Raw genomic sequence first — 20545 nt, forward strand, 5'->3', positions numbered from 1 at the left:
CATGTTAAAGCAGTTTCTATACCGAAAAGAAGATTTATAAACCGAAAGCTGATTTAATCTCCTCTACTTTGTCTAATTTTTCCCATGTGAAGAATTCCAGACCTTCAAGTGTAAGTTCATTTTTATGACCTTTGTTGAAAGTTTTATCAGCAACATAATGCTCTCTTCCCATGTGACCGTAAGAAGCAGTTTCCTGATAGATAGGGTTTCTCAGCTTCAGATTCTGCTCGATTGCGTAAGGTCTAAGGTCAAATACTGTAGACACCTTTTTAGCAATTTCACCGTCAGTCAAATTTACTTTTGATGTACCATAAGTTGTGATAAAAAGACCACAAGGTTCAGCAACACCGATTGCGTACGAAACCTGTACCAAAACCTCATCTGCAACACCTGCAGCTACCAAGTTTTTAGCGATATGTCTTGTAGCATAAGCAGCACTTCTGTCTACTTTTGAAGGATCTTTTCCTGAGAATGCACCACCACCGTGAGCACCTTTTCCACCGTAAGTATCAACGATGATTTTTCTTCCTGTCAAACCTGTATCTCCGTGAGGACCACCGATTACGAATTTTCCTGTTGGGTTGATGTGATATTTAATCTGCTCGTTGAATAAAGCTTTGATTTCCTCAGTCTGTAAAGCAACAACTCTTGGGATCAGAATATTTTTGATGTCTTCTCTGATTTTGTTCAGCATCTCTTCTTCAGCTCCGAAATCATCGTGTTGAGTAGAAACTACGATAGAATCTATTCTTACCGGCTTGTGATCGTCAGAATATTCAATGGTTACCTGAGATTTAGCATCAGGACGAAGGTATTTAATTTCAGAATCCTCTCTTCTTAGAGCAGAAAGTTCTTTTAGAATCGTGTGAGCTAAATCTAAAGCCAAAGGCATATAGTTCGCGGTTTCATTGGTAGCATAACCAAACATCATTCCCTGGTCACCAGCTCCCTGTGCATTTGCTTTTCCTTCAAAAGACTCATCATTTACCGCTCTGTCAACACCTTGGTTGATATCCGGCGACTGCTCATGGATTGCAGAAATAACTCCACAAGAATCTCCGTTGAACATGTATTCACCTTTTGTATAACCAATTCCGTTGATCACCTCTCTTGCGATAGTCTGTACATCAAGATAAGCATCAGATTTTACTTCTCCAGCCAAAACAACCTGTCCTGTTGTCACCAAAGTCTCACACGCAACCTTAGAGGTTTTGTCGTAAGCTAAAAAGTTGTCGATTAACGCGTCGGAAATCTGGTCTGCGATTTTGTCCGGATGGCCTTCTGAAACTGATTCAGATGTAAATAAATAAGACATATTATTCTTTTGTTTTTTAATTTAAAATTAAGAGGATAAAAAATGAATAATTGCCGGAAATAGCTTAAATAGAATACTGTTTTAGCATATTTTTAGAGAGGTTGCAATCAGGTCAAATTTTTCCTCGTTATCAAACGTCTGCAAATGTAAGCACTATTTTTTTAATACTCAAAACTTTTGACTTTGAAAATAAATGAAAAAAATCAGACTTTCATCTGATTTCTAATTCTATTGCGGTTTAATACTCACATAATCTTTAGGATTTTCGTAGTAATTAAGTTTATCTTTCAGTGATTTTTTAATTGAATTTCCCAACTCATCAATAATTTTTTGTTTGAAAGTCGGTTTGTAATAAATAATACTGATTTCACGGTAAGGGAAAGGTTTTTTGAACTTAAACACCTTCGTTTTCTGATCTTCAGACAGCTGATTCAATGCCAGCTCAGGCAAAATACTGATTCCTCCTACTTTGTCAACCATGTGCACCAAGGTCTGAATATTCGAAGCCAGGAAATCTAAATTCTTAGGCTTTAAAGTATTTTCCTTTAAATGACAGATGTTTTCAAACTGATTTCTCAGACAGTTTCCCTCCTCCAAAAGCCAAACTTTTTCAGTATTCATTTCTTCGGGAACGATGAATGTATTTTTCTTATTGGCTTCAGTATCTGAACTGTAAATCATCAGTTCTTCATTGAAGAGAAAATCTTTGTAAAATTCATTGGCATTATCATAAGGTGTAGAAATAATTCCTGCATCCAGTTCGCCAGATTTCAAAGCTTTAATGATGTTTTCGGTAGTCATTTCCTTTACATTCATCTGAATTTTAGGATTTTCCTGAAGAAAATGGAAAATTTCAGTCGGCAGAATGAACGAGGAAACGGTAGGAATAATTCCTAAATTTATCGTACCTCCTAAAATATTATTTAATAAATTAGCCTTGTTTTTAAGCTCATTTACACCTTCAATAATGACTTTGGCTTGGTCTATAATTTGCAGTCCAACGTCGGTTGTTCGGATCGGATGCGTGGTTCTGTCGAAAATTTTCACATCCAGCTCATCCTCAAACTTCTGAATCATGGCGCTTAAGGTCGGTTGGGTAATAAAGCAGGCCTGCGCAGCTTTACCAAAATGTTTGTACTTATCTACTGCGATAAGATATTCCAATTGCTGAATGTTCATTCGATTAATATTATCTATTACAAAGATATGACGTTTTTGGTTTAGTAAATTAAAAATTCATCTAAATTTGAATTTGAAAAATGAAATAATAACTACAAATCATAAATAAATGGATACCAAAAAGTTAACCACAGGAAACGGAGCCCCTTATTTTGAGCATCAGGACTCGCAGACTGTAGGAGCGAGAGGACCTGTTTTACTTCAGGATTTTATACTTCAGGAAAACCTTGCCCACTTCGTTAGAGAAAGAATTCCTGAAAGAATTGTACATGCCAAAGGCAGTGGTGCTTACGGGAAATTTACTGTGACACACGACATTTCAAAATATACCAAAGCGAAACTTTTTTCTCAGGTAGGAAACTCATGTAAAATGTTTGCCCGGTTTTCCACCGTGGGTGGCGAAAAAGGTAGTGCCGATACAGCAAGAGATCCAAGAGGTTTTGCCTTAAAATTTTATACTGAAGACGGAAACTGGGATTTGGTTGGAAACAACACGCCTGTATTTTTCATCAAAGACGCTAAAAAATTTCCGGACTTTATTCACACTCAAAAAAGAGTTCCTAAAACCAATCTTAAAAGTGCCACAATGATGTGGGATTTCTGGAGTCTAAACCCTGAATCTCTGCATCAGGTTCTTATTCTGATGTCAGACCGCGGAACACCTTACGGTTTCAGACATATGCACGGTTTCGGATCGCATACTTTTTCGATGATTAATGCAAATAATGAGAGAACCTGGGTAAAATTTCATCTTTTAACAAAACAGGGTATTAAAAATTTCTCTAATGAAGAAGCTGTAAAAATGGCAGGTGAAAATCCTGATTTTGCACAAGAAGACCTTTGCAACGCTATTGACAACGGAGATTTCCCAAAATGGACAATGTACATTCAAACCATGACGGAAGCTCAGGCCAACGAATTCCGCTGGAATCCTTTTGACATTACCAAAGTTTGGTCACATGACGATTTTCCTTTAATCGAAGTTGGGGAAATGGAACTGAACGAAATTCCGGTAAATTATTTTGCCCACGTTGAGCAGTCGACCTTTTCGCCGAGCAATCTGGTGAACGGCATCAGTTTCTCACCTGACAAAATGCTTCAGGGAAGACTATTCTCTTATCCCGATGCACACAGATACCGCGTTGGTGTAAACGCACATCATCTTGAAGTCAACCGCTGTCCTTTCGCAGTGAACAATTATCAGCGCGACGGATTTATGGCAGATTCAAGCCATTATCAGGATAAACCGAATTATCATCCCAACAGTTTTGATGACATCCAGCCGGATTCAGCTTATAAAAACTTTGAGTATGAACTGGACAGCAATCATGTAGCCAACTACAACCGCAACGAAAATGACGATGATCACTATACTCAGCCAGGACTTCTTTACACCAAAGCAATGAAGCAGGAAGACCGCGATAGGCTTGTTCACAACATTATCGAAAGTATGAAAGGTATTGACGGTCCTAAAAAAGACGAGATCATCAACCGACAGCTTTGTCACTTTTTCAGAGCCAATATCGAGCTCGGAATGAAGGTGGCTTCAGGCTTGCAAATCAGCATTGACGGCAACATGATGAATCACAATAAATAGTTTACGTTTCAAAATAAACTGTTAAAAGTGGAAAAAAATTACATTTTTCCACTTTTTTATTAAAAAAATTTATAATTTGCGTATTGCTAAATGATTAGAGTTAAAATGAAGTTCGAAAATATTATTGTAGAGAAAGAAGATAAAATTTCGGTAATTACGATCAACAGACCAACGAGTCTTAACGCACTGAATGCCAAAACAATTCGTGAACTGAGTGAGGCCTTTGAAAGCCTTGATAAAGATGAAGAAGTACGCGTAGTTATCATCACAGGAAGTGGCGAAAAGTCTTTCGTAGCAGGAGCAGACATTAAAGAATTCACAGATTTTGGACAAAAAGAGGCAGAAGAACTGGCAAGAAATGGTCATACTTCTCTTTTCAACAAAATAGAAAATCTTTCAAAGCCTGTAATTGCTGCAGTAAATGGTTTTGCATTAGGCGGTGGCCTGGAACTTGCAATGGCATGCCACATCAGATACGCATCAGAAAATGCAAAACTCGGACTGCCGGAGGTTACTTTGGGTTTAATTCCCGGTTACGGAGGCACACAGAGACTTCCGAAATTAGTGGGAAAAGGTTTGGCCAATGAAATGATCTTTTCAGCAAAGATGATCCCTGCAACAAGGGCAAAAGAAATAGGTCTTGTGAATGAGGTCTATCCTGTAGAAGAATTATTAACTAAAACGAAAGAACTTGCAACAACGATTGCCAACAACTCGCCAATGGCGATTGCAAAAGCAATAAGCGCTGTAAATCTTTCAGATACAGAGAGAGGATTTGATACCGAAATTCAATATTTCGGAGAAGTTTTTGAGTTGGATGACAAAAAAGAAGGAGTAGCTGCCTTTCTTGAGAAAAGAAAACCCAACTTTTAAACTTAGAATTACTTAATTTATTTCAAGAAACGATGCAGATGTACAGTAAGTTTGATAAAGCTTATCTAAAAATGGCTCAGGAATGGGCAAAACTTTCTTACTGTGAGAGAAAACAGGTAGGAGCAATAATTGTAAAAGACAGAATGATCATCTCTGATGGCTACAACGGTACGCCGTCCGGATTTGAAAACTGCTGTGAGGATGAGAACGGAAAAACACACTGGTATGTTTTGCATGCCGAAGCCAATGCCATCCTTAAGCTCGCGGGGTCTACACAATCAGCAAAAGGTTCTACACTTTATCTTACACTTTCGCCTTGTAAAGAATGCAGCAAGCTTATTTTACAGGCAGGAATAGAGAAACTGGTGTACATCAACGCATACTCAGATGATGAGGGAATTGCGTTTTTAAAAAATCATAATATTGAAATAATACAGGTAAGTGAGGATGATTTAAATTAAAAAAAAAAAAAAACAATTAAAAAACACACAAATGACTTGGGAAGAAAAAATTAAGGATTTTGAAATATTTCTTCGTTTTGAAAGAAATTTTTCAGAAAACACGCTCGACGCCTACGTGCGCGACATTAAAAAATTAAAAGATTATTCTGAAGAATCTTTGGAAAATACAGGCCCTGACAGAATCACCTATGAGAATCTGCAGGAATATATTTTCAGACTCAGCAAGCAGAAATTCAGTGAGAGATCACAGGCAAGATGGATTTCGTCTATCAAAGCTTTTTTCAGATATTTACTGGAAGATGAAGTAAGAGAAGACAATCCTTCTGCGTTACTGGAAGGTCCAAAACTGGGACTTTATCTGCCCGACACCTTAAGCCTTACAGACATCAACAAAATTATCGATGCTATAGAAATTTCGTCCAAAACAGGGAAAAGAAATCACTGCATTATTGAAGTATTGTACGGATGCGGACTACGTGTCTCTGAGCTGATTGATATTAAAATTTCGAATATTAATTTTAAGGAAAACTACATTAAAATAAATGGCAAAGGTGACAAAACGAGATTCGTTCCCCTGGCTCATTACACCGCAGATCTGATCAAAGATTATATCTACGAAGTACGATCTGAATATAAGGTAGCTAAAAAACATGAAGATACCCTATTTCTGAACAGTCGCGGCACTTCAATGTCAAGAGTGATCGTGTTCCTTATTATTAAAGAACTTACTGATAAGGCCGGAGTGAGCAAGAAAATTTCACCGCACACCTTCAGACATTCTTTTGCAACACATTTGCTTCAGAATGGAGCCGATCTCAGGTTTATCCAAGAAATGCTGGGTCATTCAAGCATTACATCAACCGAAGTTTACACTCATCTCAAAAATGAAGAATTACGCGATGTGATTTTGAATTATCATCCGAGAAATGCTAATATTGCACAATGAAAAATCTAACTTTCTGCCCAAACTGTGGCAATCAAACACTTCTATGGGATCAGGAAAAAAAATGGAGCTGCACACAATGCAGCTTCGTTCTTTACAATAATGTAGCAGGTGCAGTTGCCGTGGTTATTCGCTGTGGTGATGAGATATTTCTGACAAGAAGAAATCAGGATCCTAAAAAAGGAAAACTTGATATGGCGGGTGGATTTACTGACCCAAAAGAATCTGCAGAAAACACGTGTAAAAGAGAATTGTATGAGGAACTGAAACTCAATATTGATGTTTCAAACCTAAAGTATCTGGCGAGTCTTCCAAACGTTTATCAGTACAAAGAAATTGATTACAACACGATTGATCTTTTCTTTGAATACAATGTAGCAGAAAAGTTTGAAGTCGACCTGGAAATCTCTGAAATTTCTGATACTGTGTGGATTCCTTTAAATGAAATCAATCCCGATGATATTGCTTTTGATTCTCAGAAAAAATTCCTTGAAACGTATATCAGAAACTTTTAATTAAAACTTACCGGCTTTTAAAACAGACTCAAAATAATCGGTGAGTATTTTTTGCTGTGCCGCTGTGAGATTGGCTTCATCATGATAAACACTGTATCCCGGAAGGGGCATGGTTTTGTTTTGAATAGTCTGAACCGATTTTTCCAACATACTTTTTTTCAAATCAGCATTGTATGATTTCCAGACTGAAAAATTGAGATGTCTTCTGCCGTCGTTTACATGCGATTTTATTGACCATGAAATAGGTGCAATCTGAGCATATTTCGGATAAACGGTTTCGTCGGAATGGCAGTCGTAGCAGGCATTTTTAATCAATACAGCAACTTCAGCAGGAGTATTTTCAGTGGTTACAAAATTGAGCTTTTGATCGACTGGTTTATTAACTTTATCGACAGGAATAAACTGAATCAAAGCAAAACCTACCAAAACCCAGAAGAAAACTTTTTTGGCTGTTTTCATTATCTTCTGTTCTGAAGATTCATATTGTTGTCACTCCGCATCGTTCCTCCGGATTGCAAAGGATTTACCGGATTATTTTGCTGCTCTTTTTCAACAGGTGCTGCCGGTTTTATTGCTTCAAGATCCAGTGTTTTTGTGTCTTTCAAATCCCAGTTTTCAATAGAATCCCACAACGGGCGCGAAAGAGCCAGTTTGTAGTAAACAAAAGCATCTTCTGCAAAAGTTTCGTTACTGAAATCGGCAGGATCCCAGAATTTGTTTTCATTGTTGTCTACCAGAATTCTTACGATATATTCTGCGGGTTTTACGATGTCAAACTTAACCTCAGTGCCGGAAGTGTATTTCTGATAAATTACTTTTTCTCCCGAATCCATCAGCTGAATCCAGTATTTTGTTGCGGGAGCATTGGTAAGTTTAAAGGTCAGACTTCCGTAATTTTCTACTTTATCTGCTTCAAAATCAAATCTTTTTGAATCTGCATTTTTTTCATAATAGGATAAAACGGTCGTCTTGGGAACGGTGAGTGAATATTTTTTACCTTCTTTAAAATCAGACTTAATCAGAATTTCGTACGGGTTGGTTTCAGAGATTCTGGCCGTGAAATTTTGTGAAATACTATCCGTTTTCAAAGTCCATTTTTCTGGCTGAATTTTATCAATAATGTAATTGGATGTAATTTTAAAATCGGTCTTCGGAGCCAGAAGATTACCGCCAATCCCGTTTTCTACAGACATTTTATTTTTCGTGTTGTACTTATAAAACAGCGATGCATTAAAGAGTGAATCTTTGATAACTCCCGCATCGTAAGTAAACTTCAGATTTTCTGTAGTGCCCTGACCGATTTCATTTTTCACGGCATCAAACCAGATTTTAAGCGTATCAGATTTAGGTTTATGAGTAACTTTAAAATCCTTCATTTTCTCATTCAGCGGATTTACCTTTACAGAATCGGGGTTGCCTTCAAATGTCATCAGAATTCCGCCGGGCATTTCTTTCATTTCAAGATATTTCACAGGCTTTTTGGAAGGATACATTCTTAAATTTAAACCTGAAATAGACTTATCTATAATCACTTCTTCTTTCTGAAAAGCAATTTTTTCTTTACCGGGATCGTAAACCGAATTGGTATTTTCGTCCTCAAAAGCGATAATTTTATACTTTCCGGGAGACAGATAATTCAGTTCGTAATAGCCGTCGTCGTCTACTCTTGAGATGTAGTAAGGCTTTTCACGATAATTGATGGTATCTGAAATTTTATATAAGCCGACTACATTTTTGTTTTCTGAAGATGCTGTTTTTCTGATCGCCATCCCGTCTTTTACCACACCGGAAATGTAGAGATCATCAAGCTTTTCACCGGTTGAGAAGGCGAAATTGTAGTATCTCAGAATATTGGATTCATTATTATCCGCAATGGAATTTCCAAAGTTAAAATTATAAGTGGTATTGGCCTGCAAGGTATCTGTCCACTGAATTAACAGCGACGTATTGGCAATATTGGAAGGCAGAATTCTTTTGATGCTTTTGATGGGCGGAGAAATAATCAGATTTTTATTGATGTCTTTCAGCGTAATGTATTCGTCAAAATCTATTCTTAATTCCTTAATATTTCTTGAAACATTAATTCTTGTACTGTCAATATTCGAACCGATTACGTTTGGGGCTATCGTATCCTTTGAGCCACCAATTGGCGAACCCACCCTTGCGCATGAGTGCAGAAGAAACAGAACCGTTAAAAATAAAAAAATTCTTTTCATGAATATATTTGCGCAAAAATACTCATTATTCTCCAAAAACTTCAGTTCCTGTTTTCAGAGAGTCCTGATTTTCATTCATTATGTGATGCAGCTTATCTTTTTGTGGCGGAAAATCTTCGAAAAGACCGGCCAAAGCCAAAGCCGTGTACACTCTCCCCGAATATTTATTTCCAATGGCAACTATGGTCACTTTTGATTTCAGCAGATGGGCAAAAACCGAGTTGGTTCCGTGCCACCAGCCATTGTGGTAGGTGAGTTTTTCACCATTGTCAAAAATTTTCATTCTGAAACCTAAACCGTAATTGTTCTGTCCGGCCTTTTCATTGCTGTAAGGTTCAAAAATCATACTTTTCAATTCAGGCTTCAAAAAATCTTTCGAAAACATGGCTTTTGAAAAATTATAAAGATCTCTCGGTGTTGTGTAGACATTTTTGTCCCCGTAAATTAGATCCAGACGGTCCAGAGGATAAAGTCTGTTTCCGCCAAAATAAAAGGACTGTGAAGCGGTAGGAATATTCTTCTCTTCAAAAATATAGGAATGATCCATTTTCAAAGGGGCGAAAACCATTTCTTTCATCGCTTTCGGGAAAGGCGTATTGGTTGCTTTTTCAATCAGCAAAGCGAGAAGGGCGTAGTTGGTATTGCAGTACATGAAGCCGGTGTCGGTATCTCTTGCCAATTCGGGTTTGTACTTAATCAGCATGTTGAGCACATCCTGATTGTTGATGTAATTTTTTGAAAGTTCTGCCGGTGCAGGTTTTATTTTATCGATGAAATATTCGTATTTCGGAAGACCGCTTCTCTGATCCAATAAGGTTTGTATGGTCACGTTCGGATAGGGAAATCCTGGAAAATGGTCCGTTAAATGATCTGTCAGTTTCAGTTTTCCGGCTTCAATCAGTTTAAGCACAGCCATTGCTGTCATTGTTTTTGAAACAGAAGCCACGTGAAGCGGAGTATCTTTACTGATCGGGTTTTGATTTCCCTCCCTTGCAAAGCCTCTGTAACCTTCGAAAAGAATTTCGTCTCCCTTGGCTACCAGAATTCCACCACTCAGATTGCCTCTGTCCCAGACCTTGTCATAATACCCTTTGATGTATTGAATAGTGGCGTCTTTTCCTGAAAGGTAGGAATCTTCTTTGCTGAAAACCTCATCTAAATTAACATTGCTGAAATTGGGAAGATTGGAAGTGTAAGCCTGCGCCTCATCGTGTTTTTCGGATTTATTTTTACATGAAATACTCAAGAGAAAGACGGTTACCGCCAGTACCAGTTTAAACTTCTTCATAGCCAATTAAAAAATGAACGGCAATTTAATAAAACCTAAAAGAATGACTGAATGCGTTATGTAAATTATGAATTATTTAACATAATTGAAAAGAAAATCCGCTTCGGTTGGGAAGCGGATTTGTCATTTTGGCAGAGTGTTTTAGTAAGCTATCGAGATACACTCGAGATACCCTTTGTATACCCTAACCTATTTTTCAATTTTATAAAGTCTGCGACTTTTCTGACAGATTGGCAGGAGCATCTGAAGCTGTTATGGTAATTTTATCTCCATTCAGATCAGAGTTTTGAACCGTAGCTGTGTATACCCATTCTACACCATTGTTTGTTGCATTACCTTCTTCTACCAGTGAACCATCTGCGTTTTCTATTTTCACTTTTACCTCTTCCACTCCGAAATCGTCTGTTGCCATAATTTTGATCACGTCACCTACATTTCCTGAATAACCTGAAAGATCTATAATTTCAATATCCGGAGCGTTGAGAAGGTCTGCAACAGCAACATTATATGTGCTCATCCCTTTTGAGTTATCAGACATTGCTTCATAAATTTCTTTTTTAGCAGGATCATTCAATACTGACTTTGCATACAGCACTGCTTTCTGGAATTTCTGTCTGTAGGTTTTCTGATTTTCGGTAAGTTCACCTGTTCTTTCTTTAGGAGCTTTAGAAACAATTGTTTTTCCGTTTCTTTGGCTGAACACCAAAAGATCTCCCACTTTCCCACTCAATCCGTGGGTTACGATGTTGTTTTTACTTTGTGCCATTGTGTGTTTTTTTAATTGTTAATGGTAATTCAAATCTAAAAATAATTTTCATTATAAATCACTATCTGTAGTAAAATATTTTATTTTTCATGATTTTTTCGGTTTAAAGATTAATGTCCTGTAATAGTATTGTTATCCAAGAACTGTATGGCTTTTAAAGACCGACTATACGAAGGGATTTATGCGGGAGCGAAAGGTTAACATCAATTCTCATAAGAGATATTAATGATTTGAATTATCTCATAATTATTTATCAAATATTTGTGATAAACTTAATTAATTTCATTATTTTTAGCTTCTAAACCCAAAAAACTATTAATATGGATATTAAATTTTACTTTAGACTTCTTTTTCTACTTTTACCATTTTCAATATTTTCACAAACCTACACCTACCAATGGGCAAAACATGGCGGTGGGAGCAACGGCTCCGGATCTGCCGGACTTTTTTCTGAAATAGAAGACGAAATGATCAGGGATATTGCTGTTGATTCAGAAAACAATCATTATTATCTTTCCTCTCTTTTTGATGGAACACCGGTTTTAGAAGGACAGGCTTTAACCCACTATGCCAACAGGGATTTAGTTATTTTTTCCACAGATTGTAGTGGAAATATCCGCTGGACAAGAACTATCGGAGGATCACAGAATGGAGAATATGCATGGAAACTGAAAGTGGATAACAATGGTGGTCTATATGTTATGGCTAATGTCACCAATGTTGCCAGGACAGTTTCGACAACCAATACTTTGCCCATTCGTTTTGATGATAATAATTTGATGCCTTTCGTAACCGCTCCTGCAGATCCCTCCTCCACAGTGACAGATCCTGCACTCAAAACTGCATTTCTCTTAAAGTACAATACTTCTAATGGAAATTTGGTGTGGCAGAAACCCCTACAGGGAGATGTTTCAAATGTTACAAGAATGTCGGATAATGGTTTATGGTGTCTAGACAACGCCAATAATATTCACGCAATCATCGGATTCCGCGCGGGCACCCATCTTAATGGCCAGATTACCGTGCCATCGTCTTACACTAACGATTTTCAATATTATCTGGTAAAATTCTCTTACAGCAACGGCGACATGGTAATTTCTCCCAATCCAATCCTGCTTCCTGTGACCGGAAGTTTAAGAGCAGAGATAGGAGGCGGTAAAATCCAGATGCTTTACGATGAGGCCCTGAACAGATATTACATTGCCGGAAGCAGAAGTTCCAGTGTTTCCTCTTATCTTGATTTTTCGTATAATAATATACCATTTACGAAAGACGGTTTCATGCTGGCTATTAACGGAAGTACGGGGTCTGAGCTTTGGCGAAAAGAAATCAATTCAACCTATGCATTTCCTGATGATAAAATATACAGTTTAATTAAGGACGAAAATTCAAATCTTTATATTTCAGGAAGATTTTTTAGTCTTTCCACTGCACCGGTAACGTTTGGCGACTATACCTTTCCGACAGGTAATTCATCAACACCATTTGTGATGAAACTTAATTCTTCCGGTTCGGTACAATGGTCAAAGATTCCTGACGGGCTGTCACCTAACAATACAGCCGGATATAGATTTATGAGGGGGCCAATAGTCCTTAACGGTAACGAAATTGCTTTTGCCAAAGGAAGCCGTTCTGATATTTGGGGAAGCTATGCGATGAACAGGCCGGCGGGTGACCTTGCTGATCCTATGTTAATAAGACTGAACAAAGATTCCGGAGCTGTTATTGGTGCCAGTGAAATACAGAGTAATTTTGGCTATCAGGATGAATTTACGGCAGTCTCTGTTGATAATGACGGAAATTATGTTTTAGGGGGATTTTATCATAATCAGCTCTTTACAGATCCTTCAGATAATATCAACACGATTTTAAACCCATTCACTACAGGAAAATCACAGTTTTTTATTGCCAAGCTTGCGAAATCTGTCTGCAGCAATTTGTCTGTAGAGGAAACTGCTGTGGACGCAGGATTACAGTTTTACCCAAATCCAGTTCAGGATCTTCTAACTATTAAAAGCAAAAATAAACTTGAAAGCTACGAAGTATATTCTTCTGCGGGGCAAACCGTTTTAAGAGGAAGTCTCGGGAATAACAATGCACAAATTAATATGAGTGCTTTGACAGCTGGTGTTTATTATGTAAAAGTGAAAACAGAGAAGGCTGTGGTGACGGAGAAGGTGGTGAAGAAGTAGTTACGAGCGTGACGCTCTTATCAGCAGTGGAATTGATAACATTGTAGTTTTTAGAATATTTGGCTTTTAAAGACTGACCACACGAAAGGATTCGTGCGGCAGCGGAGGGAACTCATTTATTAACTTTTCTTTTGGTTTGCCACTTAAGAAAGATGACCCTACAAGTTTAACAAGGACTAGAGGTGCTGTAGAAGATATTGGCATACATTGTTCTGTGCTATTTGACATAAATCGCGATACAACTTTAGGTCATGAACTATTACACGGTTTAGGTTTGTATCATACGCACTTAGAGAAAACTAAATCACCTGATGGCACAATAATTTATAATTATCCGATAAAGGACCCATTAAAAAAGTATACATTCTATCACCCTCATTATGATACTTTATCATCTGAATTTCAAAAGATGAAGGTAACAGATAATATTATGAGTTACAATCCAAAAAAACAAACTACGTGGCAATGGCAAAAAAAAATAGTTTACAAACATTTATCACAAGAATAACTTTTATAGTTATTATGATAAACAGTTTATCGTGCATTGCACAGAAACAAAAGACGAATTACACAAAATCTAAAAAGATGAAAACATTTGACATACAAAAATTTGAAGGGAAAAAAGATAAGAAAAATGAGTTTTCCTTTACTGAAAAAGATTCGGTTGTAAAACAAATCAGAGAAGGAGATTTATATAGAGAATATAAAACTCCAATTGCGAAAAAAAGATTTGAAAAAGTATATACATTTGATGAATATGGAAACCAAATTGGAGAAGCAACCTATTTATTAGGTGTACTCGTGGGCAAAGTTTTAGGCTACGATAGAGAAGGTAATATAATCAGAGAAAGAGACTTTACCCGTCCTAATTTCAAGTTTACTGTAGAACAATTAGCAGAAAAAATGCTGAAAGATTATGGGATAGATATGTATAATGCTGAGAATGTTAGATTGACAGATAGTATTCGTTTGGATAAAGTTGATGGTCATTCAATTGTAGAATGGTGGGTCATAGTTGAAACTCGAGAAAATAATACTTATACTTTTAAAACCTATCGTATCAGTGGAACAACAGGTGAGCTGATCTCAATTGAAGATGGAATCTTTGGTGATAATAAAGGCTCAGTGTAAAAAAGCTGAATATTAACGAAAAGACGAAGACATGGGAGGAGATTTCCTCGCTGCCGCACGAATCCTTTCGTGTGGCTTTTCTTAAAAAAAACAATTTCTAAAATTACAATCTTATTATCCTCACCACGAAAAGTACCCCGACTTCAAGCAAGATTTTCACAAAAGATATTAAAACCTGTTTGCAATCACAAACGGAAGAATGACTAGAAAATCAATTAAAAAATTCAGCCAAAATCTTATCTACAATCACCTGCGCCAGTTTTTCCTTGCTTTGATGCGTCCATCCTGCAATGTGTGGTGTGACAATAGCTTTTTCAGAGTTTAAAAGGTAATTTAAATCCTCATTTTCTGTCACGCTGAGCGACGTCGAAGCATCCAGGTTTTCAAAAGAGGCCTTTTCGTATTCCAAAACATCGAGGCAGGCGCCTTTCACTTTTCCTGATTTTAAAGCTTCAACTAAATATTTCGTTTCAACATTCTTCCCTCTGGCGGTATTGACGAAATAAAAACTGTTTCGCATTTCTGAAATGAAGTTTTCATCAATTAAATAATGTGTTTCGTCATTTAAAGGAATGTGAAGACTCAACACTTCAGCTCTTTCTTTTAGTTCTTCCAGACTGACCTGAGTGGCAAATTCGTCTGAAAGATTTGGAAGAATGTCATGAAAGATCACCCTGCATCCAAACCCTGAAAGTCTTTTGGCAGTGGCCTTACCCATGTTTCCGTATCCGATCAGTCCGACGGTTTTTCCCAGCAGTTCGTCGCCACGGTTTTCTTCACGCAGCCAGATTCCGTTTTTCACTTCACTGGAGGCAATGAACAGGCGGTTCGTTAAAATGAGAAGCATCCCAACGACATGTTCTGCTACAGAATCTCTGTTTCCTTCGGGTGAATTGATGAGTTTTATACCTAATTTTTCAGCAACGGGAATATCAATATTTTCCATTCCAGCTCCTACTCTGGCGATAAATTTCAGATTTTTGCCATGCTCCAGAAAGTTTTTATCCAAAGGAATTCTGCTGCGGATAATGACACCGTCGTAGTTTTGAATTTTAGCACAGACCTCATCGTACGGCGAGGTAAAATCTTCTTCAAGAATACAGTTTTTGGCTAAAAGCTGTTCGGTGATTAAAGGGTGGTTTTTGTCTAAAAGTAATATTCTCATCATCTCAGATTACATTTAAAAATAAACGGAAGAAAATTCTTCCGTTGTTATTTATACATCAATTTCTCCTGCGAATAATTTTTTCAGTTCTACAGAATCTGTTGGTTTCATTCTGCCCGAGAGAATCAGTGAGAGCTCTTTTCTTCTTAAAGCGGCAGCGTGTCTTTCTATTTCGATATCGGTTTCAGGTTCCATGTCTGGAATTGGGATGGGTCTGTTGAATTCATCCACAGCTACAAATGTGTAAATTCCTTTGTTGGTCTGGATTTTTTTATGATTAATCGGATCATCCAACCAAACGTCCACATAAATTTCCATTGAAGTAGAGAACGCTCGGGAAACTTTTGATTCCATTACCACGATTCCACCTTCAGGGATTGGGTGATCGAATGATACGTGATTTACAGATGCCGTTACCACTCTCCTCTCGCAGTGTCTTGTTGCAGAGATGGATGCACATCTGTCCATTCTTGCGAGTAACTCACCACCGAAAAGGTTTCTCAGTTGGTTGGTGTCGTTAGGAAGAACGATATTCGTCATTACCGTAAGAGATTCTGACGCTTTTTTTATTTTTGCCATTTAGATTTTCTTTTTTTAGGATACCATTTTCTTGGTGTATGTTTGCGGATGGAGTCCTTTTTCAGGGAATCGGTTTTTAAAGAATCTGCTTTGAAAGCTGCTCTTTTAAGAGAATCAGCGATTTTAATCTGAGCAGAATCCAGTTGTACGGGAACCGTTTTCTCGATACGCTTCGTTTTGGTCTGTGCGGAGAGACTGTCGAAAGATTGATTGCCAAACAGCAGTTCTTTCTGGGCAATTCCAAGATAGATCAAGCCCGCAACCGGGATTGCGGCAAGGAAAATCCACAAAATAGATTTGCTGAATTTATAATCTTTCTCTTTTGTGCTGGCTTCAATTAATTTTTCACCGTCGCTGATATCTGAGAAACGGATTTCCTCCAAACCGTAAAAATCCGGATGATCTGAAGCTAATCTCTTGCCGAAAAAAGCAAGTCCGTTGTCCCCCTGATCAATTCTCCCGATGTTCTGAATCTCCAAAGTGTGATCTGCCTGAAGTTTTTTCTTCCAGAAATCGGTCTGAATCTGGAGTTCATTTTTGGCAGCCTCAAAAGCAATTCCTTTTTGGGAAGCGATGTTGCTGATGAGGTCATCAGACTCTGCCAGATAATCTACTTTAAAAGCAATCTGGCTGGATGGCGGAAGAATGCTGCCGTTTTCAGGATCGAGCTTTGCCTTCGAATTTTCGAGGTAAAACACACCAAATCCTGCTACGGTAACGCTTCCGTGCCTCTTCAGATATTCTAAAATGTATGCTGAAATATTCATTTGGCGACAAATTTATGACTTTTTCGTGACTTTTTTGAGTTTTAAATCAAATGAAAAAGACCGCCGAAGCGGTCTCTGAAATTAATTCTAAATTACTTAGAAACTATAAAAAATGATTTGGTGTGTTTTACTGAATTTTCCAGCTGATTCCGAACATAAAGTTGATTCCGGCCTGTGAAAAGTATACCGGACCGTTGTAAACATAGCCATTGTTGACATATTTCTGATCCAGAATATTGTTGATTAAAAGCTTCAGAGCCACTTCCTGTTTTTTGATCTTAAGATCGTACTGCGCGTTGAAATCGGTCAGCAGATAATCGTTAAGCTGTAAATCCTGAGTTTGGGTATTGTCTAAATATTGCTTTCCGACATACTGATTGGTCAGCATAAACTGAAAATTCTTTACCGGACTGTACTTCAATGTTAAATTGGCAATTAAGTTCGGAGAAAAAGAAATTTCGGTGTCTCCCAGATTCTGAACACCTGTTTCGTCCTCAATTCTGAAATCTAAATTCTGATTTTGGCTGGCACTTACGTTTGCTGAAATTTCAAACTTTTTTGAAACTTTTGCCAGAGCTCCAACTTCAATCCCACGTCTGTAACTTTTACCGGAATTGGTTCTGATAAATTCACCGATATTGCTGATCTGCCCGTTTAAAACCAACTGATTCAGGTAATACATATAATAAAGATTGGCTGTAAAAGCCACTTTCCCAAACTGCTTTTCAAATCCTGCTTCGAAGTCGTGGAGTTTTTCAGATTTCACATCGTTATCTGAAATTAAATCATCACGGTTCGGTTCGCGCTGTGCATGGGCATAGGAAACAAAAACTTTTCCGCCACCGATTTTATAATTTACACCGGCTTTAGGATTGAAAAACAGCCAGTTTTTATTTAAATCAGCACCTTCAAAATCCCCTTCCTGAAGAATTTTTGTATCGTAATCGATATTTCTGATCTGAAGATCTCCAAAGAATTCAAAATTGTTTACCGTTACCAAAGCTTTTGCAAAACCTGCCACTTCATTCTTCACCGAACGGTTTCGGTAGTATTCAGATTCTACAATCTGCGGATTGAAAACATCAGTTACATTTCCATAATGTCTTCCATAGTATTGGTTTCCGACAACGCCAAAATTCAGATCTAAATTTTCAAATTTTCCGTACAATGTAGAAACGACTCCGTAGAAATCATTATTCAGCCATTTTTTTCTGATGAAATCTGAATATTCTTCACCATTGATATCGGGAAGATTGTATCTCGCAAAAGGATCGCCCTGTTTGTAGTTTTCGTAGTAACCACGGCCTTTTGTGTAGTGAAGAGTCGTCTCAAGACTCCAATTTTCATTTAAACCCTGTTCCCAAAGTAACTGATAGTGATTTTGTCGGTAATTATCGGTTTCGTTATCATAAAACCCTACGATATTTTCCCAGTTGGCGTCATATATTGCACCTGAAAAATTATATCTTGGATTGGTTTCCCAGGTTTTTCTGTCTACCCCGTTCCATGCCTGATAGGTTTTTTCTTTTCCACCAAAAGTCATCAGACGCAGCTTCGTCATTCCTTCTTCAAACAATGCTGTGAAATTATACGAATGCAGATCAGAAGAAGCACGGTCGATAAAACCATCGGAATGGATATGAGAATATCTACCCATCAAAGAAAGACGGTCTTTCCAGAACTTCCCTGAACCTATTTCCGCTGAATATTTGTAGGTATTAAATGAACCATAACTGTCGTCGGTTTTAAAATAAAACTTTTCTTCAGGTTCTTTAGAAATAATGTTAATGCTTGCTCCAAAAGCCGAAACTCCATTATTTGAGGTTCCCACACCACGCTGAATCACAACCTGCGATGCCGAACTCGTCAGATCCGGAACATTGACAAAAAAAGTTCCCTGACTTTCGGAATCATTAAACGGAACTCCGTTCATCATCACGTTAATTCCTCTTCCGGCAACACCACGAATCCTGAAACCCGTGTATCCAACGCCATTTCCGGCATCTGAGGTAGAAATAACTGAAGTCTGGTTTTTGAGCAACATCGGAAGATCCTGCCCTAGATTTTTGCTGTCGAGATCTCTCTGCACACTGATAATTTCTTTTGCAACAGGAAGTCGCCTGGTAAAGCTCACAGCTTCGATCTCTCTCACAGCAACAGTGTCTGCAGTCTGAGCATTCAGAAAATTGGCGGCTACGGTAAGCCCTAAAAAAATAAATCCTTTCATTCTTATAAATTTTTAAAATTTAAATGAATAAAAGGGGCGATTATGAATAAGTAATGAGTGATTGGTAATAAGTAATATTTAATGATTGCTCATTACCTATTATTCATTGCTCATTTTTAAGTTCCCTAAACAGCATTACCTGTTCCAGGTTCATTGGGTATAATCTCAGCTCCGGTTGGGGCACCCCTTAAATTTCATCGGCAAAAGTAATACTTTTTTAGATAATCTTTAAAATTATTTTTACTTGTAAGATTTGTTGTGAATATCGATGTAGTAATAGTTGACATCGTCTTTGGTGACTTCAAACATTTTGCCCAGTTTCCAGCTGTAGTTTCTTTTAATATCTCTGTATTCAAAAGGGATTACAATTTGGTTTTTAGTATCAATAATTCCGAATTTATCGTTGCTGGCAGCGATAATCATAGGGTTTGCCACGTCATTGGTTTCCATTACAAAAAGAAAATCGTAGGAAGGATAAATTGTGAACTGCTTCTTATCAGCAGGATTTACAAACCTTCCGTCTTCTATCAAACCGTACTTTCCATTCAGGCGGTAGGCGTGGAAACGTGCTTTTTTATATTCAGCCTTGCAGACGCCTAAATCGGCAGGTTTATAGGTATAGACAATTTTTCCGGACATATTAATACGGTAGGAAACTCCACCTTTATCGACTGTTGCATAGTTTTTTGAACCAAATTTTTTCACCTTTTCGTTTGGTGAATACAAGAGATTGCAGTCCTCACCGAAGAACAGGGCAATATGGTATTCAGGCTGAATAATGAATTTCCCGTTCTGGTTTACATACCCAAATTTTCCGTCTTTTTTCTGAGGAATAAGTACAGGAACCTCCTCATCAAGAACAATTACATCTTTAGGCAAAACATCATCAGAAACAGAACTGCGGACTGCTGTTTTTTTAACCGGAACCTTTGATAACGGTTTGGTTTTTAAAACTTTAGATTGAGAATTAAAGAGTAAACTCAAGAGAGTAAATGCCATTAAGGTCATCTTAGAGGGAATTTTAGGAGTCATCATGTTTAGTTTTTATCCTTCAAAAATACTAAAATAGAATTTATAAAATGTATATTTATAAAGAATCTAAATAGCGATGCTTTAATAAAATATTTAAAATTCGTAAATTTGACAGCATTTTTAAATGTTTGATAATTTTTAATAAAACATTTTACAGAAAGCCTTTCGAGCACTTCGCATGATTAGAGCTTACCAAAACGCTTGTTTTATAAAATTGAAGATGATTCTTTTCTGTCAATTTAATTTAAAATTTTATCTCACATTACAACTGACTGATTTTTAGCTGAATCACACAGTTT

The 20545-nt window shown here is 37.4% G+C and carries 19 protein-coding genes; 8 read left to right on the forward strand and 11 right to left on the reverse strand.

Going from position 1 to position 20545, the window contains the following annotated elements; translation table 11 throughout:
• Positions 1–34: 34 nt before the first annotated feature.
• Both metK and IC610_RS14440 read right to left on the reverse strand, forming a co-directional pair.
• Positions 35–1315 carry a methionine adenosyltransferase gene (gene metK, locus IC610_RS14435; RefSeq protein ID WP_191737480.1) on the reverse strand — a complete coding sequence of 427 codons (1281 nt, stop codon included), beginning with the start codon at positions 1313–1315 and terminating at the stop codon, positions 35–37.
• Positions 1316–1543: 228 nt separating this feature from the next.
• Complete coding sequence (locus IC610_RS14440; protein ID WP_056075732.1) at positions 1544–2494, reverse strand: LysR substrate-binding domain-containing protein; 951 nt, start codon at positions 2492–2494, stop codon at positions 1544–1546.
• Between the two features lie 109 nt (positions 2495–2603).
• On the opposite strand from IC610_RS14440, the gene IC610_RS14445 reads away from it, so the two are divergent.
• The 5 genes from IC610_RS14445 to IC610_RS14465 all read left to right on the forward strand — a co-directional run bounded on the left by IC610_RS14445 (position 2604) and on the right by IC610_RS14465 (position 6883).
• Positions 2604–4091, forward strand: coding sequence for a catalase (locus IC610_RS14445; protein ID WP_191737481.1), 1488 nt, complete (start codon positions 2604–2606; stop codon positions 4089–4091).
• A gap of 105 nt (positions 4092–4196) precedes the next feature.
• Complete coding sequence (locus IC610_RS14450) at positions 4197–4964, forward strand: enoyl-CoA hydratase-related protein (RefSeq protein ID WP_191737482.1); 768 nt, start codon at positions 4197–4199, stop codon at positions 4962–4964.
• A 32-nt stretch (positions 4965–4996) separates the two neighbouring features.
• The gene (locus tag IC610_RS14455) at positions 4997–5425 is read left to right on the forward strand and encodes a deoxycytidylate deaminase (protein WP_191737483.1); all 429 of its coding nucleotides are present in this window, start codon (positions 4997–4999) and stop codon (positions 5423–5425) included.
• 31 nt (positions 5426–5456) lie between these two features.
• Positions 5457–6371, forward strand: coding sequence for a site-specific tyrosine recombinase XerD (gene xerD, locus IC610_RS14460; RefSeq protein WP_056075721.1), 915 nt, complete (start codon positions 5457–5459; stop codon positions 6369–6371).
• On the forward strand, positions 6368–6883 hold the full coding sequence (locus IC610_RS14465) for an NUDIX hydrolase (RefSeq protein ID WP_191737484.1): 516 nt from the start codon (positions 6368–6370) through the stop codon (positions 6881–6883). Before xerD ends, IC610_RS14465 begins: the two co-directional genes overlap by 4 nt.
• On the opposite strand, the gene IC610_RS14470 is transcribed toward IC610_RS14465, so the two are convergent.
• The 4 genes from IC610_RS14470 to IC610_RS14485 all read right to left on the reverse strand — a co-directional run bounded on the left by IC610_RS14470 (position 6884) and on the right by IC610_RS14485 (position 11153).
• The gene (locus IC610_RS14470; protein WP_191737485.1) at positions 6884–7342 is read right to left on the reverse strand and encodes a heme-binding domain-containing protein; all 459 of its coding nucleotides are present in this window, start codon (positions 7340–7342) and stop codon (positions 6884–6886) included. It abuts the gene before it with no gap.
• Positions 7342–9099, reverse strand: a complete 1758-nt coding sequence (locus IC610_RS14475; RefSeq protein WP_191737486.1) for an Ig-like domain-containing protein — start codon at positions 9097–9099, stop codon at positions 7342–7344. Before IC610_RS14475 ends, IC610_RS14470 begins: the two co-directional genes overlap by 1 nt.
• Positions 9100–9124: 25 nt before the next feature.
• Entirely contained in the window at positions 9125–10387 is a 1263-nt protein-coding gene (locus IC610_RS14480; protein ID WP_191737487.1) for a serine hydrolase domain-containing protein, read from the reverse strand.
• 202 nt (positions 10388–10589) lie between these two features.
• On the reverse strand, positions 10590–11153 hold the full coding sequence (locus tag IC610_RS14485; RefSeq protein ID WP_191737488.1) for a hypothetical protein: 564 nt from the start codon (positions 11151–11153) through the stop codon (positions 10590–10592).
• A gap of 320 nt (positions 11154–11473) precedes the next feature.
• Between IC610_RS14485 and IC610_RS14490 the strand changes: the two genes are divergently transcribed.
• From IC610_RS14490 to IC610_RS14500, 3 genes are all read left to right on the forward strand, one after another.
• A complete protein-coding gene (locus IC610_RS14490) occupies positions 11474–13345 on the forward strand; it encodes a T9SS type A sorting domain-containing protein (RefSeq protein ID WP_191737489.1) in 1872 nt (623 codons plus the stop codon).
• 136 nt (positions 13346–13481) lie between these two features.
• Positions 13482–13853 carry a hypothetical protein gene (locus IC610_RS14495; RefSeq protein ID WP_191737490.1) on the forward strand — a complete coding sequence of 124 codons (372 nt, stop codon included), beginning with the start codon at positions 13482–13484 and terminating at the stop codon, positions 13851–13853.
• Positions 13854–13930: 77 nt separating this feature from the next.
• Entirely contained in the window at positions 13931–14476 is a 546-nt protein-coding gene (locus tag IC610_RS14500) for a hypothetical protein (protein ID WP_191737491.1), read from the forward strand.
• Positions 14477–14687: 211 nt separating this feature from the next.
• Here IC610_RS14500 and IC610_RS14505 read toward each other — a convergent pair whose 3' ends face one another.
• The 5 genes from IC610_RS14505 to IC610_RS14525 form a co-directional block, all read right to left on the reverse strand.
• The gene (locus IC610_RS14505) at positions 14688–15641 is read right to left on the reverse strand and encodes a 2-hydroxyacid dehydrogenase (protein WP_191737543.1); all 954 of its coding nucleotides are present in this window, start codon (positions 15639–15641) and stop codon (positions 14688–14690) included.
• A 51-nt stretch (positions 15642–15692) separates the two neighbouring features.
• Positions 15693–16220 (reverse strand): acyl-CoA thioesterase, encoded by a 528-nt coding sequence (locus tag IC610_RS14510; RefSeq protein WP_056075697.1) that lies wholly within the window; start codon positions 16218–16220, stop codon positions 15693–15695.
• Positions 16208–16987 carry an HU domain-containing protein gene (locus IC610_RS14515; protein ID WP_191737492.1) on the reverse strand — a complete coding sequence of 260 codons (780 nt, stop codon included), beginning with the start codon at positions 16985–16987 and terminating at the stop codon, positions 16208–16210. The genes IC610_RS14510 and IC610_RS14515 overlap by 13 nt, the downstream gene beginning before the upstream one ends.
• 127 nt (positions 16988–17114) lie before the next feature.
• Positions 17115–19214 (reverse strand): TonB-dependent receptor, encoded by a 2100-nt coding sequence (locus IC610_RS14520; RefSeq protein WP_191737493.1) that lies wholly within the window; start codon positions 19212–19214, stop codon positions 17115–17117.
• Between the two features lie 240 nt (positions 19215–19454).
• Positions 19455–20213: a WG repeat-containing protein gene (locus tag IC610_RS14525; protein WP_191737494.1), complete on the reverse strand. Its 759-nt coding sequence runs from the start codon at positions 20211–20213 to the stop codon at positions 19455–19457.
• Between the last annotated feature and the right edge of the window lie 332 nt (positions 20214–20545).

Source organism: Chryseobacterium caseinilyticum, assembly GCF_014837145.1.
Lineage (GTDB): Bacteria > Bacteroidota > Bacteroidia > Flavobacteriales > Weeksellaceae > Chryseobacterium > Chryseobacterium caseinilyticum.

Excerpts from the sequence above, each read along its gene's own strand:
- metK (WP_191737480.1), bottom strand. The coding sequence starts at position 1,315 with ATGTCTTATTTATTTACATCTGAATCAGTTTCAGAAGGCCATCCGGAC.
- IC610_RS14440 (WP_056075732.1), bottom strand. The coding sequence starts at position 2,494 with ATGAACATTCAGCAATTGGAATATCTTATCGCAGTAGATAAGTACAAA.
- IC610_RS14445 (WP_191737481.1), top strand. The coding sequence starts at position 2,604 with ATGGATACCAAAAAGTTAACCACAGGAAACGGAGCCCCTTATTTTGAG.
- IC610_RS14450 (WP_191737482.1), top strand. The coding sequence starts at position 4,197 with ATGAAGTTCGAAAATATTATTGTAGAGAAAGAAGATAAAATTTCGGTA.
- IC610_RS14455 (WP_191737483.1), top strand. The coding sequence starts at position 4,997 with ATGCAGATGTACAGTAAGTTTGATAAAGCTTATCTAAAAATGGCTCAG.
- xerD (WP_056075721.1), top strand. The coding sequence starts at position 5,457 with ATGACTTGGGAAGAAAAAATTAAGGATTTTGAAATATTTCTTCGTTTT.
- IC610_RS14465 (WP_191737484.1), top strand. The coding sequence starts at position 6,368 with ATGAAAAATCTAACTTTCTGCCCAAACTGTGGCAATCAAACACTTCTA.
- IC610_RS14470 (WP_191737485.1), bottom strand. The coding sequence starts at position 7,342 with ATGAAAACAGCCAAAAAAGTTTTCTTCTGGGTTTTGGTAGGTTTTGCT.
- IC610_RS14475 (WP_191737486.1), bottom strand. The coding sequence starts at position 9,099 with ATGAAAAGAATTTTTTTATTTTTAACGGTTCTGTTTCTTCTGCACTCA.
- IC610_RS14480 (WP_191737487.1), bottom strand. The coding sequence starts at position 10,387 with ATGAAGAAGTTTAAACTGGTACTGGCGGTAACCGTCTTTCTCTTGAGT.
- IC610_RS14485 (WP_191737488.1), bottom strand. The coding sequence starts at position 11,153 with ATGGCACAAAGTAAAAACAACATCGTAACCCACGGATTGAGTGGGAAA.
- IC610_RS14490 (WP_191737489.1), top strand. The coding sequence starts at position 11,474 with ATGGATATTAAATTTTACTTTAGACTTCTTTTTCTACTTTTACCATTT.
- IC610_RS14500 (WP_191737491.1), top strand. The coding sequence starts at position 13,931 with ATGAAAACATTTGACATACAAAAATTTGAAGGGAAAAAAGATAAGAAA.
- IC610_RS14505 (WP_191737543.1), bottom strand. The coding sequence starts at position 15,641 with ATGAGAATATTACTTTTAGACAAAAACCACCCTTTAATCACCGAACAG.
- IC610_RS14510 (WP_056075697.1), bottom strand. The coding sequence starts at position 16,220 with ATGGCAAAAATAAAAAAAGCGTCAGAATCTCTTACGGTAATGACGAAT.
- IC610_RS14515 (WP_191737492.1), bottom strand. The coding sequence starts at position 16,987 with ATGAATATTTCAGCATACATTTTAGAATATCTGAAGAGGCACGGAAGC.
- IC610_RS14520 (WP_191737493.1), bottom strand. The coding sequence starts at position 19,214 with ATGAAAGGATTTATTTTTTTAGGGCTTACCGTAGCCGCCAATTTTCTG.
- IC610_RS14525 (WP_191737494.1), bottom strand. The coding sequence starts at position 20,213 with ATGGCATTTACTCTCTTGAGTTTACTCTTTAATTCTCAATCTAAAGTT.